This window comes from Antarcticimicrobium sediminis, from assembly GCF_004348975.1.
Lineage (GTDB): Bacteria > Pseudomonadota > Alphaproteobacteria > Rhodobacterales > Rhodobacteraceae > Antarcticimicrobium > Antarcticimicrobium sediminis.
The window spans coordinates 83,384-109,083 of record NZ_SMFP01000007.1; the positions used below are offsets into that span (position 1 = coordinate 83,384).

The 25,700-nt window shown below is 64.3% G+C and carries 26 protein-coding genes; 23 read left to right on the forward strand and 3 right to left on the reverse strand.

What is annotated here, in order from left to right; all coding sequences use genetic code 11:
- Positions 1 to 47: 47 nt before the first annotated feature.
- From hpaD to E1B25_RS12080, 10 genes are all read left to right on the forward strand, one after another.
- Positions 48 to 1,028, forward strand: coding sequence for a 3,4-dihydroxyphenylacetate 2,3-dioxygenase (gene hpaD / locus E1B25_RS12035; protein WP_132829578.1), 981 nt, complete (start codon positions 48 to 50; stop codon positions 1,026 to 1,028).
- A 109-nt stretch (positions 1,029 to 1,137) separates the two neighbouring features.
- On the forward strand, positions 1,138 to 2,553 hold the full coding sequence (locus E1B25_RS12040; RefSeq protein WP_132829580.1) for a pyridoxal phosphate-dependent decarboxylase family protein: 1,416 nt from the start codon (positions 1,138 to 1,140) through the stop codon (positions 2,551 to 2,553).
- Complete coding sequence (locus E1B25_RS12045; RefSeq protein ID WP_132829582.1) at positions 2,550 to 3,407, forward strand: fumarylacetoacetate hydrolase family protein; 858 nt, start codon at positions 2,550 to 2,552, stop codon at positions 3,405 to 3,407. The genes E1B25_RS12040 and E1B25_RS12045 overlap by 4 nt, the downstream gene beginning before the upstream one ends.
- A complete protein-coding gene (hpaH, locus tag E1B25_RS12050) occupies positions 3,404 to 4,204 on the forward strand; it encodes a 2-oxo-hept-4-ene-1,7-dioate hydratase (RefSeq protein WP_132829584.1) in 801 nt (266 codons plus the stop codon). Before E1B25_RS12045 ends, hpaH begins: the two co-directional genes overlap by 4 nt.
- A gap of 9 nt (positions 4,205 to 4,213) precedes the next feature.
- Complete coding sequence (locus E1B25_RS12055) at positions 4,214 to 4,984, forward strand: aldolase/citrate lyase family protein (RefSeq protein WP_132829585.1); 771 nt, start codon at positions 4,214 to 4,216, stop codon at positions 4,982 to 4,984.
- 135 nt (positions 4,985 to 5,119) lie between these two features.
- Positions 5,120 to 6,295: a substrate-binding domain-containing protein gene (locus tag E1B25_RS12060; RefSeq protein ID WP_132829587.1), complete on the forward strand. Its 1,176-nt coding sequence runs from the start codon at positions 5,120 to 5,122 to the stop codon at positions 6,293 to 6,295.
- 154 nt (positions 6,296 to 6,449) lie between these two features.
- The gene (locus E1B25_RS12065) at positions 6,450 to 7,214 is read left to right on the forward strand and encodes an ABC transporter ATP-binding protein (RefSeq protein WP_132829589.1); all 765 of its coding nucleotides are present in this window, start codon (positions 6,450 to 6,452) and stop codon (positions 7,212 to 7,214) included.
- Positions 7,207 to 7,929, forward strand: coding sequence for an ABC transporter ATP-binding protein (locus E1B25_RS12070; RefSeq protein ID WP_132829591.1), 723 nt, complete (start codon positions 7,207 to 7,209; stop codon positions 7,927 to 7,929). Before E1B25_RS12065 ends, E1B25_RS12070 begins: the two co-directional genes overlap by 8 nt.
- 148 nt (positions 7,930 to 8,077) lie before the next feature.
- Positions 8,078 to 9,109, forward strand: coding sequence for a branched-chain amino acid ABC transporter permease (locus tag E1B25_RS12075; protein ID WP_132829592.1), 1,032 nt, complete (start codon positions 8,078 to 8,080; stop codon positions 9,107 to 9,109).
- 2 nt (positions 9,110 to 9,111) lie between these two features.
- A complete protein-coding gene (locus E1B25_RS12080; RefSeq protein WP_132829594.1) occupies positions 9,112 to 10,182 on the forward strand; it encodes a branched-chain amino acid ABC transporter permease in 1,071 nt (356 codons plus the stop codon).
- 6 nt (positions 10,183 to 10,188) lie between these two features.
- Here the strand turns inward: E1B25_RS12080 and E1B25_RS12085 are convergent, their stop codons facing one another.
- Positions 10,189 to 11,385 (reverse strand): DUF3095 domain-containing protein, encoded by a 1,197-nt coding sequence (locus E1B25_RS12085; protein ID WP_245510702.1) that lies wholly within the window; start codon positions 11,383 to 11,385, stop codon positions 10,189 to 10,191.
- Between the two features lie 129 nt (positions 11,386 to 11,514).
- On the opposite strand from E1B25_RS12085, the gene E1B25_RS12090 reads away from it, so the two are divergent.
- The 3 genes from E1B25_RS12090 to E1B25_RS12100 all read left to right on the forward strand — a co-directional run bounded on the left by E1B25_RS12090 (position 11,515) and on the right by E1B25_RS12100 (position 15,528).
- Entirely contained in the window at positions 11,515 to 12,684 is a 1,170-nt protein-coding gene (locus E1B25_RS12090; RefSeq protein WP_132829596.1) for an MFS transporter, read from the forward strand.
- Positions 12,685 to 12,762: 78 nt separating this feature from the next.
- Entirely contained in the window at positions 12,763 to 13,785 is a 1,023-nt protein-coding gene (locus E1B25_RS12095; protein ID WP_132829791.1) for an aspartate-semialdehyde dehydrogenase, read from the forward strand.
- Between the two features lie 117 nt (positions 13,786 to 13,902).
- Positions 13,903 to 15,528: a DUF4139 domain-containing protein gene (locus E1B25_RS12100; protein WP_132829597.1), complete on the forward strand. Its 1,626-nt coding sequence runs from the start codon at positions 13,903 to 13,905 to the stop codon at positions 15,526 to 15,528.
- Positions 15,529 to 15,541: 13 nt separating this feature from the next.
- Here the strand turns inward: E1B25_RS12100 and E1B25_RS12105 are convergent, their stop codons facing one another.
- Positions 15,542 to 16,192: a carbonic anhydrase gene (locus E1B25_RS12105; RefSeq protein WP_132829599.1), complete on the reverse strand. Its 651-nt coding sequence runs from the start codon at positions 16,190 to 16,192 to the stop codon at positions 15,542 to 15,544.
- 171 nt (positions 16,193 to 16,363) lie between these two features.
- On the opposite strand from E1B25_RS12105, the gene E1B25_RS12110 reads away from it, so the two are divergent.
- The 3 genes from E1B25_RS12110 (at position 16,364) to E1B25_RS12120 (ending at position 19,063) form a co-directional block, all read left to right on the forward strand.
- Positions 16,364 to 16,744 carry a hypothetical protein gene (locus tag E1B25_RS12110; protein WP_206338545.1) on the forward strand — a complete coding sequence of 127 codons (381 nt, stop codon included), beginning with the start codon at positions 16,364 to 16,366 and terminating at the stop codon, positions 16,742 to 16,744.
- A gap of 82 nt (positions 16,745 to 16,826) precedes the next feature.
- On the forward strand, positions 16,827 to 18,209 hold the full coding sequence (locus tag E1B25_RS12115) for a leucyl aminopeptidase family protein (protein ID WP_132829795.1): 1,383 nt from the start codon (positions 16,827 to 16,829) through the stop codon (positions 18,207 to 18,209).
- Complete coding sequence (locus E1B25_RS12120) at positions 18,206 to 19,063, forward strand: C40 family peptidase (protein WP_132829601.1); 858 nt, start codon at positions 18,206 to 18,208, stop codon at positions 19,061 to 19,063. The genes E1B25_RS12115 and E1B25_RS12120 overlap by 4 nt, the downstream gene beginning before the upstream one ends.
- 21 nt (positions 19,064 to 19,084) lie before the next feature.
- Here the strand turns inward: E1B25_RS12120 and E1B25_RS12125 are convergent, their stop codons facing one another.
- Positions 19,085 to 19,429 carry a DUF2794 domain-containing protein gene (locus E1B25_RS12125; RefSeq protein ID WP_132829603.1) on the reverse strand — a complete coding sequence of 115 codons (345 nt, stop codon included), beginning with the start codon at positions 19,427 to 19,429 and terminating at the stop codon, positions 19,085 to 19,087.
- Positions 19,430 to 19,675: 246 nt separating this feature from the next.
- Between E1B25_RS12125 and E1B25_RS12130 the strand changes: the two genes are divergently transcribed.
- The 7 genes from E1B25_RS12130 to E1B25_RS12160 all read left to right on the forward strand — a co-directional run bounded on the left by E1B25_RS12130 (position 19,676) and on the right by E1B25_RS12160 (position 25,688).
- Positions 19,676 to 20,812 carry an S-(hydroxymethyl)glutathione dehydrogenase/class III alcohol dehydrogenase gene (locus E1B25_RS12130; protein WP_132829605.1) on the forward strand — a complete coding sequence of 379 codons (1,137 nt, stop codon included), beginning with the start codon at positions 19,676 to 19,678 and terminating at the stop codon, positions 20,810 to 20,812.
- A gap of 49 nt (positions 20,813 to 20,861) precedes the next feature.
- Positions 20,862 to 21,353, forward strand: coding sequence for a GNAT family N-acetyltransferase (locus E1B25_RS12135; RefSeq protein WP_132829607.1), 492 nt, complete (start codon positions 20,862 to 20,864; stop codon positions 21,351 to 21,353).
- Between the two features lie 60 nt (positions 21,354 to 21,413).
- Entirely contained in the window at positions 21,414 to 22,175 is a 762-nt protein-coding gene (locus E1B25_RS12140) for an NYN domain-containing protein (protein WP_132829609.1), read from the forward strand.
- A gap of 97 nt (positions 22,176 to 22,272) precedes the next feature.
- Positions 22,273 to 23,244 carry an iron exporter MbfA gene (mbfA, locus tag E1B25_RS12145; RefSeq protein WP_132829611.1) on the forward strand — a complete coding sequence of 324 codons (972 nt, stop codon included), beginning with the start codon at positions 22,273 to 22,275 and terminating at the stop codon, positions 23,242 to 23,244.
- Between the two features lie 43 nt (positions 23,245 to 23,287).
- Complete coding sequence (locus E1B25_RS12150; RefSeq protein WP_132829612.1) at positions 23,288 to 24,217, forward strand: AEC family transporter; 930 nt, start codon at positions 23,288 to 23,290, stop codon at positions 24,215 to 24,217.
- Between the two features lie 177 nt (positions 24,218 to 24,394).
- Entirely contained in the window at positions 24,395 to 25,225 is an 831-nt protein-coding gene (gene fghA, locus E1B25_RS12155; RefSeq protein ID WP_132829614.1) for an S-formylglutathione hydrolase, read from the forward strand.
- Between the two features lie 4 nt (positions 25,226 to 25,229).
- On the forward strand, positions 25,230 to 25,688 hold the full coding sequence (locus E1B25_RS12160) for a YaiI/YqxD family protein (RefSeq protein WP_132829797.1): 459 nt from the start codon (positions 25,230 to 25,232) through the stop codon (positions 25,686 to 25,688).
- The last annotated feature ends 12 nt before the right edge of the window (positions 25,689 to 25,700 follow it).

The following is a 25,700-nucleotide window of genomic DNA, read 5'->3' on the forward strand; positions in this document are numbered from 1 at the left end:
CGCCTCGGCCACGCTCTCGCGTCGACAGTTCACGAAAGGATCCAAAGATGCCCATTCCCGCCCCGAACCTGTACCCGCCTTTCAACATCGTGCGGCTCAGCCATGTGGAACTGATCGTCACCGATCTGGCGAAATCGCGCGCCTTTTATGTCGACATGCTGGGCCTTCAGGTCACCGATGAAGACAGCGAGGCGATCTATCTGCGCGCGATGGAGGAACGCGGCCATCACTGCATCGTGCTGCGCAAGGGCACGGAGCCACGGGCGCGCGATCTGGGGTTCAAGCTGTTCGACGACGACGATCTCGACAAGGCCGAGGCGTTCTTTCGCGCCAAGGGGCTGCCGGTCGACTGGGTGGATCGCCCGTTCCAGTCGCGCAGCTTTCGCACCCGCGACCCGCATGGCACGCCGCTGGAGTTCTACGTCAAGATGGACCGGCTGCCACCTATCCACCAGCAATACGCGCTGTATCGCGGGGTCAAACCGCTGCGGATCGACCATTTCAACTGCTTTTCCCCCAATGTGGATGAAAGCGTCGCCTTTTATAACGAGATCGGCTTTCGGGTGACGGAATACACCGAGGACGAGGAGAGCGGCCATCTTTGGGCGGCATGGACCCACCGCAAGGGCGGCGTGCATGACATGGCCTTTACCAACGGCACCGGGCCTCGACTGCATCACACCGCGTTCTGGGTGCCGACGCCGCTCAATATCATCGACCTGCTTGACCTGATGTCCACTACCGGCTGGGTCGACAACATCGAACGCGGGCCGGGGCGGCACGGGATTTCCAACGCCTTCTTTCTGTATATCCGCGATCCCGACGGCCACCGGATCGAGATCTATTGCTCGGACTACCAGACCGTCGATCCGGATCTGGAACCGATCAAATGGGATCTGAAAGACCCCCAGCGCCAGACGCTTTGGGGTGCCCCTGCGCCGAAATCGTGGTTCGAAGAGGGCAGCCTGTTCGAGGGGCAAGAGCCGGTGCCGGCACAATTGAAAGCGCAACCGATCATTGCACCATGAGACAGCATTGCGCTGCGACGTTTCGGTGCGAAACGCAACGCGATCTCTTGCGAAGACCTCGGCGAGCGGGGACAACAGCTGCGCCCGTTGACCGGCGAAAGGATGAACGATGAAATGGACTGAATTTGCCGGGTGGGGCCGCCGCGTGGCGGACTGGGCGCAGGACTATCACCTGAACGTCGGCGACCGGCCGGTACGGGCGCAGACCAAACCGGGCGAGGTGCTGAACGCCCTGCCCGTCGCGCCACCGGAAACCCCGGAAGACATGGAACAGGTGTTCCGCGATTTCGAAGAGATCGTGATGCCCGGCATCACCCATTGGCAACACCCGCGTTTCTTTGCCTATTTCAATTCCAACGCCGCCGCCCCCTCGGTGCTGGCGGAGTTCCTCGTCTCGGCGATCGCGCCGCAATGCATGTTATGGCAGACCTCTCCGGCGGCGACCGAGATGGAAACCCGCATGATGGATTGGCTGCGCCAGTCGCTCGCCCTGCCGCAGGGGTTCGCCGGTGTCATTCAGGACAGCGCCTCGACCGCGACGCTTGCCGCAGTTCTGACCATGCGGGAAAAGGCGCTGAACTGGACCGGCAACCAACAGGGCCTGCCGGGGCAGGTGCCGCTGCGGGTCTATGCCAGCTCCGAGGTGCATACCTCGATCGACCGGGCGATCTGGATTTCCGGCATCGGGCAGGACAACCTTGTGCGCGTGCCGATTAAGGGCGACTGGCGTGGGATGGACCCGGCGGCGCTGGAGGTGGCGATCAAGGCGGATCTGGAGGCCGGGTTGAAACCGGCGGGCGTGATCCTCTGTGTCGGCGGCACCGGCACCGGGGCGACCGACCCGATTGCCGAATGTCTGGCGGTGGCGCAGAAATACGGGCTTTACACCCATGTCGATGCAGCTTGGGCCGGCAGCGCCATGATCTGTCCCGAGTTCCGCCACTACTGGACCGGGGTCGAAGGGGCCGACAGCATCGTCTTCAACCCGCACAAATGGCTGGGGGCGCAGTTTGATTGCTCGGCGCATTTCGTACGAAATCCCGAGGATCTTGTACGCACCCTCGCGATCAGCCCGGAATACCTGAAAACCCACGGGGCCGAGGGCGTCGTCAACTATTCCGAATGGTCGGTACCGCTGGGCCGCCGCTTTCGCGCGCTGAAACTGTGGTTCCTGATCCGCGCCTATGGGCTCGAGGGGCTGCGGGAGCGGATCAGGAACCATGTGAAATGGTCGGGGCAACTGCACGACAAGCTGGCCGCGCACCCCGACATCAAGATCGTCACCGCGCCGATGTGGTCGCTGTTTACCTTCCGCTATGCGCCCGGTGGCGTCGCCGATCTGGATGATCTCAACATTCGGCTGGTCAACGCGATCAACGATGACGGGCGCATCTATCTGACCCAGACCCGCGTTGATGGCGATCTGGTCATCCGGTTCCAAGCGGGCCAGTTCGAGACCACCGAAAAGGACGTGATGATGGCCTATGACGTGATCATAGAAATCGCCGAAGGGCTGGAGAGATGAGCAAGTTCGCGACCTATACCGCCGATGGGGGAACCTTTTACGGGGCGGTGACCGAAGGGGGGATGATCGCCCTTTCGCCCACCTTCAAGGAATGGCCCGACCTGCGCGCGGTGATCGAGGCCGGGACGCTTTATGATCTGGCTGTGGCCGCAAAGGACAAGCCGGTGACGCACCCGACCGGCAGCTTCCGCTATGACATCCCGATCGCCAACCCGGAAAAGATCATCTGCGTCGGCGTCAACTTTCCAGACCGCAATGCCGAGTACAAGGATGGGCAGGAGGCACCGCCCAACATGTCGCTGTTCATCCGCTTTGCGCGCAGCTTCACCGGCCACGAACGCCCGCTGATCCGCCCGCCGGAAACGCCGCAGCTGGATTACGAGGGCGAGATCGCGGTGGTGATCGGCAAGGGCGGGCGGCGGATTTCGCAGACGGATGCTTATGACCACATCGCCGCGATCACCCTGTGCAACGAGGGCACGCTGCGCGACTGGGTGCGCCATGCCAAGTTCAACGTCACCCAGGGCAAGAACTGGGACAACTCCGGCGCGATGGGGCCGTGGCTGGTGCCCTTTACCTCGCCCGCGCAGCTTGATGATGTGCGCCTGACCACCAAGGTGAACGGCGAGTTGCGCCAAGACGACCGCACCGGGCGGATGCTGTTCCCGATCCGGCGGCAGATCGAATATATCTCGACCTTCACGACGCTGGTGCCGGGTGACATCATAGTGACCGGCACCCCAACCGGCGCGGGCGCACGGTTCGACCCGCCGCGGTTCCTGCACCCCGGCGACGTGATCGAGGTCGAGGCCGAGGGCATCGGCAAGCTGATCAACACGGTTCAAGACGAATGACCCCGGCCGAGCATGACGCCGCCGCCGAGACCCTGTTTCAGGCGGAACGAAGCGGCCAGCAATGCGGGCTGCTGTCGCTGCGCTATCCCGGTATGACGCTCACGGATGCCTATGCGGTGCAATCACGGCTGATCGCGCGCAAGCTGGCCACAGGGCGGCGCAAGATCGGCTGGAAGATCGGGCTGACCAGCCGGGCGATGCAGGACGCGTTGAAGATCGACACCCCGGACAGCGGCGTGCTGCTGGACGATATGGCCTTTGCGAACGGGGCCACGGTGCCCGCCGGTCGCTTTATCCAGACACGGGTGGAGGCCGAGATCGCCTTTGTGATGAAAGCCCCGCTGGCCGGGGCCGAGTGCACGCGGGCGGATGTGCTGGCGGCGACCGAATACGTCGCGCCATCGCTGGAGATTCTGGACACCCGCGTCCTGCGCGCCGATCCCGAGACCGGCAAGGCCCGCGTGATCACCGACACCATCAGCGACAACGCCGCCAATGCCGGTGTTGTACTGGGGGCAGAGCGTCACGCGCCCGACGCAGTGGATCTGCGCTGGACCGGGGCCATAGTCAGCCGCGACGGTGTGGTCGAGGAAACCGGGCTGGGGGCGGGCGTGCTGAACGATCCGGTCACATCCGTACTCTGGCTTTCGCGTCGCATGGCGGCCTATGGTCAGCAGATCGAGGCGGGGGATATCGTGCTGTCAGGCTCATTCATCCGCCCGATCGAGGCGCCCCCGGGCGCGCATATCGCCGCCGATTTCGGGCCGTTCGGCTCGGTCCATATCACTTTTGACTAAGAGGTTCCCATGCCCGTCCCCAAGAACAACTTCAAACAGGCGCTCGCCGCCGGTGAAAAACAGATAGGTTGCTGGATGAGCTTTGCCGACGGCCAAGCGGCCGAGATCATGGGCACCGCCGGGTTTGATTGGCTGGTGATCGACGGCGAACATGCGCCCAATGATATCCGCTCGATCCGGGACCAGTTGAGCGCGCTTGCCGCCAGCCCCAGCCACCCGGTGGTGCGGGTGCCGATTGGCGAGACATGGATGATCAAACAGGTGCTGGATGCCGGGGCGCAAACCGTTCTGGTGCCGATGGTGGAAAGCGGCGATCAGGCCCGCGAGTTGGTGCGCGCCTGCCGCTACCCGCCCGAGGGCACCCGCGGCGTCGGGGCGATGGGGGGGCGGGCCACGATGTTCGGCTCCATCACCGATTACATCCCCACCGCCGATGCGGAAATCTGCCTGCTGGTGCAGGTGGAAAGCCGCGCCGGTCTGGCTGCGCTTGATGACATTCTGGCGGTTGAGGGGGTGGACGGCGTCTTTATCGGACCGGCAGACTTGTCAACCGACATGGGGTTCAAAGGCGACAGCGCCGCGCCCGAGGTCCGCACCGCCATCGCCGACGCCATTGCCCGGATCAAGGCGGCGGGCAAGGCCCCCGGCATTCTTGGTATCACCGAAAAGGCGACCCAATCCTATGCCGACATGGGGGCGCAATTCCTTGCCGTCGGCATTGACGTGCTGATTTTGGCGCAGACGGCGCGAGCACTCTCGGCGCGCTGGAAACAGGGCTGAGCCCCCCTCGGCGGCACGACATTGAAATCCCGTGCGTATTTACACGCAATTGACCGAAACACGGTCCTGACGTTAGCGTGACCGCACGGGACTATTTTGCGCCGAATTCGTGGCGCGCACGAGGGGAGAGAGAACGTGAAACGCACATTTGTTGCGGGTATGGTGTCTGCGCTTGCGCTGGCGACCACCGCTGCCGCCGATATCAAGATCGCCCATATCTATGGCAAGACCGGCCCCTATGAGGCCTATGCCAAGCAATCCCATGACGGGCTGATGATGGGGCTGGAATATGCCACCGGCGGCACCATGGAAATCGACGGTGAAAAGATCATCGTGATTGAAAAAGACACCCAACTGAAACCGGAGAACGGCCGCGCGCTGCTGGAAGAGGCCTATGGCGACGACGAGGTCGATCTGGCCATCGGGCCGGTCAGCTCGGGCGTGGCGCTGGCCATGCTGCCGGTGGCCGAGGAATACGAAAAGATCCTGATCGTGGAACCGGCGGTGGCCGATTCCATCACCGGCGAGAACTGGAACCGCTATATCTTCCGCACCGGGCGCAACTCGTCGCAGGACGCGGTGTCGAACGCCATCGCACTGGCTGGCCCGAACGTGCATATTGCCACGCTGGCGCAGGACTATGCCTTTGGCCGCGACGGCATCGCCGCGTTCAAGGAGGCGCTGGACGGCACCGGCACCGATGTGACGCATGAAGAATACGTGCCCACCGACACCACCGATTTCACCGCCGCGGCCGAGCGCATCTTCAACGCGATGAAGGATCTGGACGGCGAGAAGAAGCTGTTCGTCATCTGGGCTGGTGGCGGCAATCCGATGAGCAAGGTCAACGCGATGGACCCGGGTCGGTTCGGGATCGAGATCGCAACGGGTGGCAACATCCTGGCCGCGCTGGCCGCCTACAAGGATTTCCCCGGCATGGAAGGGGCGACCTATTACTATTACGAGATCCCGCAGAACCCGGTGAACGACTGGCTGGTCAAAGAACATATGGCCCGCTTTGGCACGCCGCCGGACTTTTTCACCGCCGGTGGCATGGCAGCGGGCATCGCCGCGGTTGAGGCGATCAAAAAGGCTGGCTCGACCGATACCGAGGATCTGATCGCCACCATGGAAGGCATGGAGTGGGAGACCCCCAAGGGCAAGATGGTGTTCCGTCCCGAAGACCATCAGGCGTTGCAGTCGATGTATCACTTCAAGATCCGCGTCGATCCCGACGTCGACTGGGCGATCCCGGAACTGGTGCGTGAACTGGGTATCGACGACCTGCCGATCCCTGTTCGTAACAAGTAACCTTTTTCCACAAGACGGGGGCGGGTCGGCGATCCGATCCGCCCCCAAGGCCCGCCGTCAGACAGCGACGGCGCCGCGCCCGCGCCCGTTCGCGCCACCCTCTGGGCCACATCTGGCCCCCGGTCGCGCATAGGGACGAGAAGGACAAAGCAGAGTGACAGACCCCATCCTCAGAACCCAGGATCTGACGGTCCGCTTCGGTGGCCATGTCGCGGTGGATGCCGTGAGCTGTGCCTTTCAGGCCGGAGAGTTGACCGCCATCGTCGGCCCCAATGGTGCCGGCAAGACCACCTATTTCAACCTGATCTCGGGCCAGATCGCAGCCACCGCCGGCAAGGTGTTCCTGCGCGGCGAAGACATATCCGGCCGCTCGGTGTCGCAACGCACCAAGGCGGGGATCGGGCGGGCCTTTCAACTGACCAACCTGTTTCCCGATCTGACCGTTTTGGAAAACGTGCGGCTGGTGGTGCAGTCGCGCTCGGGCCAGGGCTTCAACCTGTGGTCAATGGCGTCTGGCCATGTCGAGCTGACCGAGGCGGCGATGGCGATCCTGAAACGCGTGCGGCTGCTGGAGCAGCGGGCGCAGGTGGTGTCGGAGCTGTCGCATGGCAACCAGCGCAAGCTGGAGGTTGCGCTGCTGATCGCGCTGGACCCGGCCGTCTACATGTTCGACGAGCCCACCGCCGGGATGAGCGTGGACGAAGCGCCTGTCGTGCTTGACCTGATCGCCGAACTCAAGGCGCAGGGCGATCGCACCATCTTGCTGGTCGAACACAAGATGGACGTGATCCGCACGCTCGCCGACCGGATCATCGTGCTGCACAACGGCGCGCTCGCCGCCGATGGGCCCCCGGCCGAGGTCATGGCCTCGGACGTGGTGCAGGAGGCCTATATGGGCAAGGAGCTGGAAGATGTCTGATCCCATCCTCAAGCTGGAGGGCGTCCATACCAACATCGCCCAGTATCACATCCTGCAAGGCGTCGATCTGGAAGTGCCCCGCGGCGCAGTCACCATGCTTTTGGGTCGCAACGGGGTCGGCAAGACCACCACGCTGCGTTCGATCATCGGCCATTGGCGCGCCCACAAGGGCCGCATCCTGTTCGATGGCGAGGACATCACCGCCAAGCCGACACCGGCGATCGCGCGCTCTGGCGTCGGGTTCGTCCCCGAGAACATGGGCATCTTTGCCGACCTGACGGTGGAGGAGAACATGGTGCTCGCCGCCGCCTCCGGCCCGATCGACAGTGCCCGGCTCGACTGGGTGTTTTCGGCCTTTCCGCCGCTCAAGACCTTTTGGAAATCCGAGGCGGGGAACCTGTCGGGCGGGCAGAAACAGATGTTGTCGATCGCGCGGGCGATGATCGAGGAGCGCAAGCTGTATCTGATCGATGAGCCGACCAAGGGGTTGGCGCCCGCCATCGTGTCGACCATGGCGCGCGCGCTGAAGGATCTGAAGGCGCAGGGCGCCTCGATCCTGCTGGTGGAACAGAACTTTGCCGTGGCCCGCGCGCTGGGGGATACTGCCAACGTAATGGATGACGGGCGGATGATCTGGTCTGGCGCCATGGCGGACCTGGCCAGCAATGCCGCCTTGCAGGAGCAGCTGATGGGGCTGAGTCTGGAGACCCACTGATGCGGGCGCGGCGGATGTCGGATGTGAGTATTTGGAACAAGAAGAAGCAGGGGGGCGGCGCGCCGTCCCGGCCTGCGGCGAGGAATGGGGCCAAGGACATGAACGCGAAGATGAACATGTACGGCGAGACGATGCGGACGGGCGCGCGATGACAGCAGCCCCCAAACACGCGCCGAAGATGGCAGAGTTGAGCCTGGCCGACCGGCTGGGCCCCTGGATGCCCGTGCTGCTGGTGCCCCTGCTGGTGGTGCTGGGCGCGCTGGCGATTCCGGAAACCTCGAGCTGGCTGACGCTGACGGTGTCGGGGCTGGCGATGGGGATGATGATCTTCATCATGGCCTCGGGGCTGACGCTGGTGTTCGGGTTGATGGATGTGATCAATTTCGGCCATGGCGCCTTTGTCTCGATCGGGGCCTTTGTCGGCGTGTCGATCCTGTTGCTGCTGGGCCAGATGACCGCGGCGCCCAGTCTGGGGCTGAACCTGATCGCGGTGTTGCTTGCCGTGCTGGGCGCGATGGCTGCCACCGGGGCGGTCGGATGGGCCTTTGAGAAGGTGATCGTGATGCCGGTCTATGGCCATCACCTGAAACAGATTCTGGTGACCATGGGCGGGCTGATCGTGGTCGAACAGCTGATCATCGTGCTGTGGGGACCGGAAGAGATCTATATCGCGCGACCCGAGGCGCTGAAAGGCGCGATCACCTTTGCCGGGGCTGCGCTGGAGAAATACCGGCTGGTGGCCGTGGCGGTGGGGCTGGTGGTCTTTATCGCCATGCGCTTCGTGCTGCGGCGCACCAAGATCGGGCTGATCGTGCGCGCCGGGGTGCAGAACGGCGAGATGGTGCAAGCGCTGGGATACCGGCTGCGCCGCGTCTTTGTTGGCGTCTTTATCGCGGGCTCGGCGCTGGCCGGGCTTGGGGGGGTGATGTGGGGCCTTTATCAGGAGGTGATCACCGCGCAGATGGGCAATCAGGCGATGATCCTGATCTTCATCGTGGTGATCATCGGCGGGCTGGGCAGCGTCGAGGGCTGTTTCATCGGCGCGCTGCTGGTCGGGCTGTTGCAGAACTATGTCGCCTTTCTGGAGCCCAAGGCGGCGCTGATTTCCAATATCGCCCTGATGGTGGCGATCCTGATGTGGCGCCCGATGGGCATGATCCCGGTGGTAAAGGCGAAATGAGCATGCTGCGTTCCATCCTGTCCGGCGACCTGCCCCGCAGCACGGTGCTGGCCCTTCTGCTGGCCGTCATTCTGGTTGGTCTGGCGCTGGCCCCGTTCCTGTTTCCCGGCGTGCGCACCGTCGATACCGCCGCGCGCATCTGCGTCTTCATCTTGCTGGTGGCAAGTTATGATCTGCTGCTGGGCTATGGTGGCGTCGTCAGTTTCGCCCATACCATGTTCTTTGGCATCGGCGCCTATGGTGTGGCGCTGGCCCTGAGCCATATGGGGCGCGGCTTTGGGGCGATCTTTGTCGGGGCCGGCGCAGGCGCGCTGGTGGCCGCCGTGCTGGCGCTGTTGATCGGCTTGTTCAGCCTGCGGGTGCGGGCGATCTTTTTCGCCATGATCACGCTCGCCGTGGCCTCGGCCGTGGCGGTGCTGGTCAGCCAGTTGTCGGGGCTGACCGGGGGCGAGGACGGGCTGACCTTCAAACTGCCGCGCGAACTGGGCCCGGCGTTCAAATTCGGCAAAGAGGCGTTTGACGGCAAGCTGTTCGGCGTGACGCTGAATGGCAAGTTGCTGGCCTATTACTTTGTCTTTGCCGGGGCGCTGGTGTTGTTCCTGTTGCTGCTGCGGGTGGTCAACTCGCCCTTTGGCCGGGTGTTGCTGGCGATCCGCGAGAACGATTTCCGTGCCGAGGCGATCGGCTATCGCGTGGTTTATTACCGGGTCGCGGCCACCTGTCTGTCGGCGGCCGTGGCGGCGCTGGCCGGATCGCTTTATGCGGTCTGGCTGCGCTATGTCGGGCCAGAGACCACGCTGTCGATGGAGTTGATGATCGATATCCTGCTGATGGTGGTGATCGGTGGCATGGGCACCATGTATGGCGCGGTGATCGGCGCGACGCTGTTCGTGCTGGCGCAGAACTATCTCCAGACGCTGATGGGCGCGGCCTCGGGTCTGTTCGAGGGGGTTCCGATTCTGCCCGACCTGCTCAGCCCGGATCGCTGGCTGCTGTGGCTCGGGGTTCTGTTCATCCTCAGCGTCTATTTCTTTCCGACCGGGATCGTCGGGCGACTGCGCGGCGGGAAATAGGCGCGATCAGGCGGCCTTGCTCCGGGCTGATTTGATCTGGCTGGCGGCGCGGGCATATCCGCCCGCCGCGCCGTCGATGAAATGCACATGATCCTGATGCAGGGCCGAGGGCACGAAACAGGTGATCAGCGCCTCGTCCTGTTCGAACGCCCCGTATTGGATCGCCCCGGTCGCGGCGGCCGCCTTGAGCACGGTCTTGATCCGGTCGCAGGTGGCGACATCGCAATCCAGCGTCATCTTCAGCCCGTCGTCGAACTTTCGAAAATCGGCGTTGGCGCTGACCTGCGCGGTATAGCGGCCCGGATCGAACCCGCCGACCCGCAGCCCGGTCTTGAACAGCAGCCAGCCCACCAGCGACTTGCCCAGCAACTCGATTTCCCGGCGCAACAGCGATGCGCCCGCGCGGCGCGCCTGCGCTTCGAGGGCGAACCCAGAAGGCGGCCAATGCGCCTGCGGTCCGGTCTCGGGCACCGGGTGGCCGCCGCGATTGAGCGCATCTGCAATCTCCACCACCTGATGCGCCACGGCGGCAAAGGCCGAGAGGTCGCCCCCAGGTGCGGGCAGCACCACCAGTGACAGGATCCGACCGTTTTGCGCCCGCAGATTGGCCCAGCGACAGGACAGACCGGAGAGATCGGGCTGCGTCCCCTCCGGGGCGGGCGGCACGTCAAAATTGCCCGCTTTCATCCTTGCCTCTGCCCAGGCCAGCCCACCGCCGGAGAACATCGCGTAATCAACACCTTGCGAGGTCGCATACCGGGCCACGCGCAGATCATGGCCCGCCGCACGGATATCGGACACCCCCACAAGGGCCGCGCGCATGTCAAGGCCATAGGCCTCCTGCGCCCAGCGCCGGACCGCGGCAAGAGCATCGCGCGCCAGACCGGCATCCTGCTGGCGCACCGCGAAAGAGGCGCCGTCACCGCCAAAGACAAAGGGAAAGGCCCGCCCCTGCATCGCGTTCATCATCGCCGCGATCACAGCCGCGCCCGCCATGTTCACCGTCTTGTAGCGGCCTTTCTCGATCTCGCCGGTCGAGTTGACGATATCGGCGACCCCCACCAGCCAGTCGGCGGGCACCGGGGCAAAGCAATCTTCGGCCACCAGTTCGGCAAAATCCGTCCGCGGGCGCAGACGATCATAGAACCCGTTCTCGCCCATCGCCGTCTCCTTGTTGCGCCCGCGCCGTGTCAATCCCGCCACGTCTATCGGACAGGTAGGTCAGGCACGGGCTGCGATCCAGACACCGTAACATAGAGACACGCCCTTGTGTGTCCCGCCCCGACATGCGACCCAACCACAACCAGCAGGTGCATCAGGGAGGAATGGGGCATGGTTGGATTGATTTGGCTATGCCTGGCCTATGTTCTGAGCCAGTTTTTCCGCGCATTTCTGGCCGTGCTCAGCGACGTGTTGCAACGTGATCTGGGCACCACCCCGGAGGCCTTGGCCACAGCATCGGGCCTGTGGTTCGTGTCCTTTGCCATCATGCAGATCCCGGTGGGCTGGGCGCTTGATCGGTTTGGGCCACGGCGCACGGCCTCGGTTCTGTTACTGTTGGGCGGGGGCGGCGGCGCCGCCGTGTTTGCGCTGGCCAGCAGCCCGGCGCATATTTCCGTCGCCATGTTCCTGATCGGGATCGGCTGTTCGCCCGCGTTGATGGCCTCCTACTATATCTTTGCGCGGGAATATCCGCCCGCCCGGTTCGCCACACTGGGGGCGCTGATGCTGGGGGTCGGCTCGGCGGGGAATCTCGTGGCCTCCTATCCCACCGCGCTTGCGGCCGAGCTGATCGGCTGGCGCGGCACGCTCGGCGGGCTGGCGGTGCTCTCGGCTGTGGTGGCGGTGGGGCTCTTTGCCTCGGTGCGGGACCCGGCCCGGGTGGAAAGCACGGTTCGGGGATCGGTGCTGGATATTCTGAAGATGCCGGTGATGTGGCTGCTGCTGCCGATGATGCTGGTCAGCTACGCGCCTGCAGCCACCCTGCGCGGCCTGTGGATCGGCCCCTATCTGAGCGATGTGTTCGGCCTGAACACGGTGCAGATCGGACAGGCGACGCTGGTCATGGGGGCGGCGATGATCGCGGGGACGCTGTGCTATGGCCCGTTGGACCTGCTGCTGCGAACGCGCAAATGGGTGATGGCCGGTGGTGCGCTGGGGTCGGTCGCAGCACTTCTCTGGTTGGTTGCGGCCATCGATTCCAGCCCGGTGCTGGCGGTCACGCTGTTGGCGGTGATCGGGTTTCTGGGCGGCTATTTCCCGGTGATCATTGCCCATGGCCGGGCCTTCATCCCGGCGCATCTGGTCGGGCGCGGCGTGACGCTGTTGAATCTGTTCGTCATCGGCGGGGTCGGATTGATGCAGTTCATCACCGGCCGGGTGCACAGCACCCTGTCCGGCGGCGTTGCCACCGCCCCCTATAGCGCGATCTTCGGATTTCTCGCGATCTCACTGCTGATTGGCACCCTGTTGTACCTGTTCAGCCAAGACAGTCTCGACTGACCCCTTTTTTCCTGTGTGCAATGCCTATATGACACCGCAGCCGGTCTGATGATCGGCCGCAACGCAAGAGAGGATGATATGGGCTATCGCGTCGTCGTCGCAGGTGCCACGGGTAACGTGGGCCGCGAAATGCTGAACATTCTGGCCGAGCGCCAGTTTCCGGTCGATGAAGTCGCCGCCGTGGCGAGCCGCCGGTCGCTGGGCACCGAGGTGAGTTTTGGCGACAAAACGCTTAAAACCCAGGATCTCGACACTTTCGATTTCACCGGCTGGGACATGGCGTTGTTTGCCGTCGGCTCGGAAGCCACCAAGAAATACGCGCCCAAGGCGGCCAAGGCTGGCTGCGTGGTGATCGACAACAGTTCGCTCTATCGCTACGATCCCGAGGTTCCGTTGATCGTGCCCGAGGTGAATCCGCAGGCCATTCACGGCTATGCCAAGAAGAACATCATCGCCAACCCCAACTGCTCGACCGCGCAGCTGGTCGTGGCGCTGAAACCGCTGCATGATCGCGCCCGGATCAAGCGCGTTGTCGTCTCGACCTATCAATCGGTCTCTGGTGCCGGCAAGGAGGGGATGGACGAACTTTGGGATCAGACCAAATCCATCTACAATCCCACCTCTGAAGTCGCGCCAAAGAAATTCACCAAGCAGATTGCCTTTAACGTGATTCCCCATATCGACGTCTTCATGGAAGACGGCTCGACCAAGGAAGAATGGAAGATGGTCGTCGAAACCAAGAAGATCGTCGACCCAAAGATCAAGCTGACCGCGACCTGCGTCCGGGTGCCGGTGTTTGTCGGCCATGCCGAGGCGATCAACATCGAGTTCGAGGATCATCTTGACGAGGACGAGGCACGCGACATCCTGCGCGAGGCACCGGGGGTCATGGTGATCGACAAGCGCGAGGACGGCGGTTACGTCACCCCGGCCGAATGCGTTGGCGATTTCGCCACCTTCATCAGCCGCATTCGTCAGGACAGCACCATCGACAACGGGCTGAACCTGTGGTGCGTCAGCGACAACCTGCGCAAGGGCGCGGCGCTGAACGCCATCCAGATCGCTGAACTGCTGGGCCGCGAAGTTCTGAAAAAGGGCTGATTTCCGCCGAAAGGCCGGAAAAACGGACGAACAAGCAAGGGTGCCCCAATCGGGCGCCCTTGTTCTTTTTCTCCCCTGTGCGCACCATTGACCCTGTCATTTTGAACAGGTGTTTTCATGCGCAAATTTATCTGGCTTGTCGCCATGCTGCCTTCGGTCGCTCTGGCCGATCAATTCACCCTTGATGCCCCGGTCACGCATGTCACCCTGCATCCCACCGGGGCCACTGTGGAACGACGGGTCGCCTTTTCCATCCCGCAGGGCACGCACGAGCTGATCCTGCGCGGGGCCGATCCCAGCGTGCCGCTGAGCGATCTGCGGCTGTCGGTCGAGGGGGCGGTTTTGCAAACGCTCTCGGCACGGCGCGCCAATCTGCCACCGCGCACCCCCGATGAAAGCGCCGAACTGGCCGCCGCCCGCGCCGAGGTTCGCCGGATCGAACGCGAAATCCGCGATCTGGAGGATCGCCGCGCCGAGCACCTGTTGGGGGTTGCCGCCGCCGCCGCCAAACAGGAGTTTCTCGCCCGGATCGGGGAGAGCGACGGTATCGCCAGTCAGGACGTGATCACGCTGCGCGATCTATCCACGATGATCGCCGAAGAAACCCTGAGCGCCAAGAGCGCCGCGCAACTGGCGCAGCACGCCGCACGGGCGCTGGACGACCCGCTGGAGGATCTAAGCAAAGCGCTGAAGCGCGCGCGTCAAGCGCTGGCGGCCCTGGTGCCCGACACGGCAGAACAATCCGTTCTGAGCCTGACAGTCACCGCCGACACGCAGAGCGATGGGCAGGTGACGATCAGCTACCTCACCCCCGAGGCGATGTGGCACCCCAGCTACGAGGCGCGGCTGACTCGTGGCGCGCCGGCACGGCTGACGCTTTCGCGCGTAGCCTGGGTGGCGCAGGACAGCGCCGAAACCTGGCGCGACGTGACGCTGCGGCTCTCGACGGTGGACCCCGACGCGCCCACCGACCCCACGGCGATCCAGCCGGTCCGAAAGCGGATCATGGAGCCCCCGGTGGCCAAGGCGAGGCTCAGCGCCGATATGGAAGGAGCGATGCCCGCGCCGATGGCCGAGGCCCCCGTCATGGTCGCGCAAAGCGCGGCCATGGACACCGTGCTGGACGGGATCAGCGTAACCTATACCTATGACCAGCCGGTCACGCTTGCGCCGGGTAGCGATGCCGTGCGCGTCCCGTTGGGCGACATCGCGCTGGAGGCCGACGTCTTTGCCCGCGCCACGCCGCGCTATGACGACACCGCCTTTGTCGCCGCCAGCTTTACCAATGACTCGCCCGAAATCCTGCTGCCCTCGGACCGCGTGCAACTGTACCTTGATGGCAGTTTCGTCGGTGTCGGCCGCATCCCCTTGATCGCGGCCGGAGAACAGACCGAGCTGTCCTTTGGCCCGATCGAGGGGCTGCGCCTGAAATCTGTCCTGCAGGAGCGCAACGAGGGGGATCGCGGCGTGCTGTCCAAATCCAATGAACTGACCGAGACCCGGGCGTTCGAAGTGGCGAACCTGACCGGCACCGACTGGCCGGTCCGGCTGCGCGACCGGGTGCCCTATTCCGAACAGGAGGATCTGTCGATCACCTGGAGCGCCACGCCAAAGCCCGATATCACCGATGTCGAGGGGCAGCGCGGGGTGCTGGAATGGCGGTTCCCACTGGCCCCCGGCGGCGACCAGACGGTGCGGCTGGAAACCCGGCTGGGCTGGCCGCAGGGCTATATCCTGCGCTGAACCGGCACAGGGGTCAGACCTCGACGAAACGCCCGGCTTTGGGGTCGTAATATTCCAGCCCGCCGGCACCGATATCGGTCCACAGCCCATGCAGGCTGAGCGAGCCATCCTTGACCGCCTCGGACACGAAGGGAAAGCTCATCAGATTGGTGAGCGAGGCCAGCACCGATTGCCGCTCAAGCGCGCTGGCCTGCTCGGCCTCATCGCTGATATCGGCGACCTGTTCGTATTTCGGGCGCAGGATATCCATCCAGCGCCCGACGAAGCTTTCCTTCGCCTCCAGCTCGGGCGCGTGGCCCTTGCACATGTCGATGCAGCCCTGCACACCGCCGCATTGCGAATGGCCCAGCACCATAAGATGCGACACCTTCAACACGGAAACGGCGTATTCGACGGTCGCACTGGTGCCGTGATGATCGCCGTCCGGCGCATAGGGCGGCACCAGATTGGCGATGTTGCGGTGAATAAAGAATTCCCCCTGATCCGCGCCAAAGATCGAGGTCACATGCACCCGGCTGTCACAGCAGGAAATCACCATGGCGCGCGGACGCTGCCCCTCGGTCGCCAACCGACGATACCAACCCTGGTTCTCGGCATAGGTCGTTGCCTTCCAGCCCTGATACCGCTGCACCAGATAGCCGGGCAAAGGTTTCGCGAAATCCATGCACCATCCCTCGCTTGGTTTGTCCGTCCCCCAGATAATGCGTATTCCCGACAAATTCGAGAGATTAAGCGCATTCTCCGGAAACCTTTTGCAAACCAGTCCGCCCAAAAATGGGGACCAAGGGACGCGGAGCGCCGGCGAAACGCCGGATGCACAGGATCGGAGTGTCGGATGGGCGCGGTTTTCTCCCTCAATCGGGCAGAACAGGTGCAACTGGATCGCAGCCTCTTGCGGATGTTGTACCAGATGCTGGGCATCGAAGGGGCCGAAACGGTGATCGAACGGGCAAGTCACGAACTTTCTTTGCGCCTGAACCGCTGCGAGGATCTGTGGCAGCGGGGGGACATGTGCGACCTGCGCAAATGCGCCCGCTCCATGATCGCGATCGCGGAACAGGCCGGCATGACCAAATTCGCCAGTGTGGCGCATGACGTAACCGCCGCCGCGGACCAGCGCGACCTTGTCGCCCTGTCCGCCACCCTGTCGCGCCTGCACCGGGTCGGGGAAAGCTCGCTGCGCGCGGCGGGGCAGATGCGGCGGCCCATGGCCTGACCTCTCGTGCCGACAGGACTTGCGGCCACCGGCGGGGCGATTACTCTGCGCCCATCCTACCCCCAACATGCGAGTCCCCGCGATGACCCCGACCTTTGCCGCACCAGACAGCCCCGCCCTTCCCCTGCATGTGATCGAACAAGCCGCGCTTGAAGGCTGGCTCGCGGGTCAGGACGCGCGGGTGCAAAGCTGGGTCGCGGCGAACGGCTTTACCGGCGCACAGGCGCAAGTGCTGGTGGTGCCCGGCCCGGAGGGCACGCCGATCATGGCGCTGGCGGGCTATGGCGATGCCGCCCAGCGGGCGCGGCGGCGCTTTCTGCTGGCCGGGGCGGCCAAGGCACTGCCTGCAGGGACATATCGCATCGCTTCGGGCCTTGAAGGCCAAGCGTTGGAGAACGAAGCCTTTGGCTGGCTGATCGGCGGCTACAGCTTCGAGCGCTACAAGACGCAAAACACCCAGCCGCGCCAACTGATCGCGCCCGAGGGCATTGATGCCGCCCGGATCGAAGCGATGGCCGCCGCCGAATGTCTGACCCGCGACCTGATCAACACCCCCGCCTCGGACATGGGCCCGGACGAATTGGAGAGCGCCGCGCGCGATCTGGCAAAGGCCCATGGTGCCCGCATCGAAACCGTGCAGGGCGACGCGCTGCTGGAGCAGAATTTCCCGATGATCCACACGGTTGGCCGCGCCTCGGACCGGGTGCCGCGGCTGATCGACATGCGCTGGGGCACGTCGGGGCCGAAACTGACGCTGGTGGGCAAGGGCGTATGCTTTGACACCGGCGGGCTCGATCTCAAACCGGCCAGCAGCATGGCCTTGATGAGAAAGGACATGGGCGGGGCGGCCACGGTGCTGGGGCTGGCACGCATGATCATGGCGCTGAAGCTGCCGCTGCAACTGCGGGTGCTGATCCCGGCGGTTGAAAACGCGGTCTCGGGCAATGCATACCGCCCCGGCGACATCCTGACCTCGCGCAAGGGGCTGACGGTCGAGATCAACAACACCGACGCCGAAGGGCGGTTGGTGCTGGCCGACGCGCTGGCGCTGGCCGAGGAAGACGCGCCGGATCTGATCCTGTCCATGGCGACGCTGACCGGCGCCGCGCGGGTGGCGGTTGGCGGCGATCTTGCCCCCTATTTCACCGATGACGAAAGCGCGGCGCAAGCGCTCGCCAGCGCCGGGGCCAAGGTGGCCGATCCGGTCTGGCGGCTGCCGTTTCACGACCCCTATGAGCTGAATATCGAACCGGGCGTGGCCGATTTGGACAATGCGCCCAGCGGCGGCATGGCCGGGGCGATCACCGCCGCGCTGTTCCTGCGCCGCTTCGCCGAGGCGTCACGCTATATCCATTTCGACATCTACGCCTGGAGCGCGACCGACGCGCCGGGGCGGACCAAGGGCGGCTTTTCTCAAGGCGCGCGCGCGGTGCTGGAGGCGCTGCCGGCGCTGCTGAAGCTATGAGCGACCGGCGCCGCCTGCGCTTCAATGGGCGCGTCGCCCATGACAGCCTGCGCGGGCAGGTTGACGCCGCGCGCTTCACCCAAGGCGATCCCTGCGCCGTCGCCACCCCGCGCGCGACGATCTTTGCCAGCGTCGAGGGCGGCGCACGCGACCGCGAACTGGTGCTGGGCGAAGGGTTCACCGTGCTCGACTGGTGCGGACCGATGGCCTTCGGCTTTGCCGCCCGCGACGGCCATGTCGGCTGGGTCGAGGCCGCCGCGCTCTGGCCCGACGCGCCGGCGCCGACCCACCGGGTCTGCGCGCGCCACAGCTATGCCAAGACGCAGCCCGAACTGAAAACGCGGGACGAGGCGATCTGGCTGTCCCACGGCGCACGGGTCACGGTGACCGAGGAACGCGGGCGATGGTCCGGCATCGCCACGCCGGGCCGCAATGGCCCTGGCGTGCTCTGGCTGCCCTCTGCGCATCTGGCCCCGATCGACAGCACCGAGACCGACCCGGTGGCAGTCGCCACGCTCTACCTCGGCACACCCTATCTGTGGGGCGGCAATTCGTCGTTCGGCATCGACTGTTCCGGTTTGGTGCAGGCCGCGCTGCTGGCCTGCGGCCGCACCTGCCCCGGTGACAGCGACCAGCAGAAAGCCGAACTTGGGCACACCCTGCCCGAGGGTAGCCCGGCGCATCGGGGCGATCTGTTGTTCTGGCCCGGGCATGTGGCGCTGGTGGCGGACGGCGAAACCCTGCTCCACGCCAACGCCCATCACATGGCGGTGGCGCAGGAGCCGATCACGGCGACAATCAATCGGATCGCGGCACAGGGCGACGGGCCGGTGACGGCGCACAAACGGCTTTAGGCGCGCACCCCGACGGTCAGATCACTTCACCGCGCGGATCAGCTTGCGCTCCAACACGCGCAACACCGCTTTCAGGTCACCCCCGCGTTTGAGGATCTGCCCGTCCATCGCGACCACGGCATATTGCCCCTGCCGGTCGCGCAGCTTGGGGCGCTTTTCGATCCGGTACAGCGGATGTTCGGCGGTGCGCCGGAACACCGAAAACACCGCCAGATCGCGCAGGTTGGAAATGCCGTAATCGCGCCACTCTCCCGCCGCGACCATACGGCCGTAAAGCGACAGGATGACGGACAATTCCCGGCGGTCAAACGCGACCTGATCCGAGACGGGACGAGAGGCATCGCCGCTGGGTGTCTGGATGTTCATAGGGCAAGAGTTGCGCTTTCCCGTCTGCAAATCAAGCCTCTGACGACTCCTGCCCGCCGCAAACGCGATCCACGCCCCCCTTTGGACAGAAAACGGGACGCCGCGCGCGCCCCTTCTTCTTTGCAAAAATACTCAAATCCCAGCGCGGCGACCGGGCACGCCAATGGCAGGATCACGCCGAAAGCGCGTTGAAAACCGACCCATTTTAGCGCAGGGTCCGGCAAAACTGTCAGAAGGATGTTTTCAATGCGTACCCGCGCCGCTGTCGCCCTGGAACCCGGTAAACCGCTTGAGATCATGGAGGTGAACCTTGATGGCCCCAAGGCGGGCGAGGTTCTGGTGGAAATCAAGGCCACCGGCCTGTGTCACACCGATGAATTCACCCGCTCTGGCGCCGACCCCGAGGGGATCTTTCCCGCCATCCTCGGCCATGAAGGCGCAGGGATCGTGCTGGAAATCGGCGAAGGCGTGACCACGCTCAAACCCGGCGATCACGTGATCCCGCTTTACACGCCGGAATGCCGCGAATGCCATGCCTGCCTGTCGGGCAAGACCAACCTGTGCACCGCGATCCGCAATACCCAGGGCCAAGGGCTGATGCCCGACGGCACCACCCGGTTCTCGATGCTCGATGGCACGCCGATCTATCACTACATGGGCTGCTCGACCTTCGCCAATCACACGGTGATGCCCGAGATTGCACTGGCCAAGGTCCGCGACGACGCGCCGTTCGACAAGATCTGTTATATCGGCTGCGGCGTCACCACCGGCATCGGCGCGGTGATCAACACCGCCGGGGTCGAGATCGGCTCGACCGCCGCCGTGTTCGGTCTTGGCGGTATCGGGCTCAACGTGATCCAGGGGCTGCGCATGGCCGGGGCCGACATGATCATCGGCGTCGATCTGAACGACGACAAGGCGGTGATGGCGAAGAAATTCGGCATGACCCATTTCGTCAACCCGTCGAAACTGCCCGAAGGCCAGTCGGTGACACAGGCGATCATCGAGCTGACCAAAACCGAGAAAGACCAGTTCGGCGGCGTCGATTACTCCTTTGACGCCACTGGCAACGTGCAGGTGATGCGCGATGCGCTGGAATGTTCGCACCGCGGCTGGGGCGTGTCCGTCGTCATCGGCGTGGCGCCCTCGGGGGCCGAGATTTCCACCCGTCCGTTCCAGCTGGTCACCGGCCGGGTCTGGAAAGGCACCGCATTTGGCGGCGCCAAGGGACGCACGGATGTGCCGAAATTCGTCGATTGGTACATGAACGGCAAGATCGAGATTGACCCGATGATCACCCACAAGCTGACGCTGGAGCAGATCAACCACGGGTTTGACCTGATGCACGAAGGCAAGTCGATCCGCGCCGTGATCGAATACTGATAAGCGGCTGCGCCGGTCTCCGGATCGGCGCCCGCAAGGAGATCAAACGATGAATGACGTGACGATCCGCCCCGCGACCCGGACCGACGATGATACGGTCTGGGCGATGCTGGAGCCGGTGATCCGCAACGGCGACACCTATGCCCTGCCGCGCGATATGACGCGCGAGGCGGCGCTGGCCTATTGGTTCGCCCCCGCCAATGCCGTTCTGCTGGCCGAAAGCGCAGGCGCCGTGCTGGGCACCTATTACCTGAGGTCCAACGCCATGGGCGGCGGCGATCACGTCTGCAACTGCGGCTATGTCACCGCTCCCACGGCCCAAGGCAAAGGCATCGCCCGCGCCATGCTGGCGGACTCGCTGGAGCGCGCCCGCGCGGCGGGCTATCGTGCCATGCAATACAATTTCGTGATTTCGACCAACACCCGCGCCATCGACATCTGGACGCGCGCCGGGTTCAAAGTGGTGGGACGCCTCCCCGCTGCCTATCGCCACCCGACCCAGGGCGATGTCGACGCGCTGGTGATGTTTCGCCAGCTCTGAGTCCTTGCGCCCACCTGCCAGATCGTACAGTTTCGACCCCAAAATGGAGGGTTCCCACCCATGCCCCATATCCCGCACACCCCACTGCTTGCCGTTCTGATCGACGCCGACAACATCTCGGCCAAATACGCCGAAGCCATTTTCGAAGAGATCGCCTCGTTTGGCGAGGCCAGCATCCGACGCATCTATGGCGATTTCTCCGGCGGCGCACCGCAGGGCTGGAGCAAGGACAGGCTGGCGTCGATGGCGATCGTCCCGCACCAGCAATTTGCCAATACCACCGGCAAGAATGCCAGCGACATCGCGCTTGTCATCGACGCGATGGATATCCTGCATTCCGGGCGCTTTGACGGCTTTGTGCTGATCTCGTCGGACAGCGATTTCACCCGGCTGGCCAGCCGCATTCGCGAACAGGGGCTGGATGTCTATGGCATGGGGATGCGCAAGACGCCGGCGGCCTTCGTCAAGGCGTGCAAGCGATTCATCTATGTTGAAAACCTGATGGCCGAACCGGCCAAAGTGAAGCCGAAACCGACCCGACCCGCCGACACCAGACCCGTTCCCGAGGTCCATGTCAGCAGCGAAGCCCCGGCCGAACTGGAAGATCCCACCAAGCTGGTGGTGCGCGCGATGGATGCCATCGACCAGGAGGACGAGTGGTTTTCGCTGGGACAGATCGGGCAGTTCATCGCCGCCGCCAACCCGGATTTCGACACCCGCAGCTATGGCAAGAAAAAGCTGAGCGATCTGGTCAAAGAGCTCAAACGCTTTGAAACCAAGGTCGGCGACGGCAATCAGCTGTTGGTGCGGCGGATCGACTGATCCGCCCGGTCCGGTTGCAACGGCGGTGCGGGATCAGGCGCCTTGCAGACACCTTGTGACTTGAGTAATTAGAACGAGTCTAAAGTGGGGTAGGGCCATGCAGTTTTTCTCGCGCAAGCGTTTCCGCGACCTGAGCGAACAGCAAATCCTCGCGCTGGCGATCTCGTCAGAAGAGGACGACGCGCGCATCTATCGCGGCTATGCTGAACGGCTGCGTGGCGAATACCCGGCCACCGCCAAGATGTTCGACGGGATGGCCACGGAAGAGGATGAACACCGTCGCCGGTTGATCGCCGCCCATTCCGAGCGGTTTGGCGACACCATCCCGCTGCTCCGGCGTGAACATGTGGCCGGCTATTACAATCGCCGCCCGGTCTGGCTGGTGGAAAACCTCGGGATCGAGCGGATCCGCGAAGAGGCCGTCGCGATGGAGCGGGAAGCCGAACGCTTTTATGCAAATGCCGCAGCCAAATGCACCGACGCCTCGACCCGCGCCCTGCTGGGAGATCTGGCCGCCGCCGAGGCCAAGCATGAATCCCTGGCCGGGAACCTCGCTGACGAGCATCTAGATGATGAAAGCCGCCACGACGAAAACCTCGCATCCCACCGCCAGTTCGTTCTGACCTGGGTGCAGCCCGGGCTGGCCGGGCTGATGGACGGGTCGGTTTCGACTCTGGCGCCGATCTTTGCCACCGCCTTTGCCACCCAGGACACGATGACCACCTTTCTCGTCGGGCTGGCGGCCTCGGTCGGGGCGGGCATCTCGATGGGCTTTACCGAGGCGGCCTCGGATGACGGGCAGCTTTCGGGGCGCGGCTCGCCGTTCAAGCGCGGGCTGGCCTCGGGGGTGATGACCACCCTCGGCGGGCTGGGCCATGCGCTGCCCTATCTGATCCCGGATTTCTGGACCGCGACTTCGATCGCCTGGGTCATCGTGTTCTTTGAACTTTGGGCGATCGCCTGGATTCAAAAGAAATTCATGGACACCCCGTTCCTGCGCGCCGCCTTTCAGGTCGTCTTTGGTGGCGCTCTGGTGCTGGCGGCAGGCATTCTCATCGGCAGCGGCTAGGGGGCCCTTGCGGCCCCAGTCCGCAGCCGCTACCGATTGATCCATGCTCGAGATCTTTCTGAGAACCCTGCCCTTTTTCGCGATCATCGGCCTTGGATACTGGGCCGGTCGCAGCCGGTTCTTCAGCGCCGAGGCGACCGCCTACCTCACCAAGTTCGTGTTCTTTTTCGCGCTGTCGGCGATGCTTTTCCGTTTTGCCGCCAACCTGTCGCTGGCCGAGGTGTTCAATGGCCGACTGGTGGCGGGATACCTTCTGGGCACCACCTCGATCTATCTGCTGGCCACCGGGGTGGCGGCGCTGCGCGGGCTCGATATCCCCACCGCCGCGATCGAGGCACAATGCGCGGTAATCGGCAACACCGGCTTTCTCGGGCTGCCAATGCTGGTCATTCTGTTCGGCGAGCGGGCTGTCGGCCCGATGATGCTGGTGCTGGCCACCGATCTGGTGGTGTTCTCGTCGCTGGTGGTGATGCTGATCAATGGCGGCCGCGACGGGCGGCTGAAACTCGCCACGCTGCGCGCCATGGGGCTGGGGCTGGTCCGCAATCCGATGATCGTCTCGATCGTGCTGGGGCTGGGCTGGTCGGCGCTGGCGCTTCCGGTTCCCGGGCCGATGAACGATTTCCTGACCATCCTCGGCGGGGCCGCCACCCCCGGCGCGCTGTTTGCGATCGGCGCCTCGCTGACGGTCAAATCGACCGAGCGTATGCAGATCGCAGGCTGGCTGTCGTTTTGCAAGCTGGTGCTGCATCCCGCCGCCGTCGCGGTCGGGGTGCTGCTGCTGTTTCCGCTCGACGCTTTTTCGGCAACGGTGGTGATTGCCGCCGCCTCGCTGCCGGTGGCGGGCAATGTCTATATGCTGGCGCAGCACTATGGCGTCGCGCCGCAACGGGCCTCGGCCGCGATCCTGCTCTCGACCGCGGCCAGCATCGTGACCGTGCCGCTGGTGATCGCATGGGTCACCGGGGCGTAAAAGCCTCTGCACGCGCCCCCCTCGCGGCCGAAATGCACACCCAGAGTGTTTGCGGGTCACCAGCGCTTCCTTTCACCAGAAATATCCCCGCCGGAGGCTCCGGCCCTTTACGCAAAGCCGCCGGCCCGATAGCCAGAGCGAAACCGTTCTGCCAAACCGATATGGGAGTTTACGATCATGGAAACCCTGTCCGAAAACATCGCCTTCGGCGGCGTGCAAGGTGTCTACAGACACAAATCAAAGGTCTGCGCCTGCGATATGACCTTTGGGCTGTTCCTGCCGGAAGAGGCCCGCGACGGCCCGGTGCCCGTGCTGTGGTATCTCTCGGGGCTGACCTGCACCCATGAAAACGCCATGACAAAGGCCGGGGCACAGGCCTGGGCGGCGGAACAGGGCATCGCACTGGTGTTTCCCGACACCAGCCCGCGCGGCGCGGGTGTGGCGGACGATGACGCCTATGATCTGGGCCAGGGCGCGGGGTTTTACGTCAATGCCACGCAAGACCCTTGGGCGCCGCATTTCCGCATGTGGGATTATATCGCCGAAGAGCTGCCACAGGTGATCGGCGCGGAGTTCGCCATCGATCCGGAGCGGCAGGCAATCACCGGCCATTCCATGGGCGGGCACGGTGCGCTGACGCTGGCGATGTCCCTGCCGGGCCGCTTTCGCTCGGTCTCGGCTTTTGCGCCGATCGCCAACCCGAGCGCAAGCAGTTGGGGCCGCAAACAGCTGAGTGCCTATCTAGGCGCGGACGAGACCACATGGGCGCGCCATGACGCCAGCGTGATGATGCGCGAGGTGGGCTTTGACGGGCCGGTGCTGATCGATCAGGGCAGCAATGACCAGTTCCTTGACCTGCTCAAGCCCGAGGCACTGGCCGGGGCCCTTGCCGCGCGCCGACAAGAGGCCAGCTTCCGGATGCAGAAAGGCTATGATCACAGCTATTTCTTCGTCTCGACCTTCATCGAGGATCACGTCGCCTTCCATGCCGACGCGCTCTGGCGCTAGGGCGATGGGCGCGCTGTACATCGACGCCGACGCCTGCCCGGTCAAGGCCGAGGCCGAGCGCGTGGCGACCCGGCACAAGATCACGATGTTCGTGGTCTCCAACGGCGGGCTGCGCCCGTCGCAAAACCCGCTGGTCGAGAACGTGATCGTCGCCGAAGGGGCCGATGAGGCGGACAAATGGATCGCTGATCGCTGTGGCCCCGGCGACGTGGTGGTGACTGCAGATATCCCGCTTGCGGCGAAATGCGTCGCCGCTGGCGCCCGGGTGCTGCGCCACAATGGCGAGGCGTTTACCGAGGCCAATATCGGCCAGCAACTGGCCATGCGCGATCTGATGGCGGATCTGCGCGCCGCCAACCCGCTGGGCGCCGGCGGCAGCGGACGCGGCTTTACAAAGGCCGACCGCTCCCGTTTTCTGGAGGCGCTGGAACGGGAAATCCGCGCCGCGACCCGTGCAGGGTGAGCGCCGGGTCTC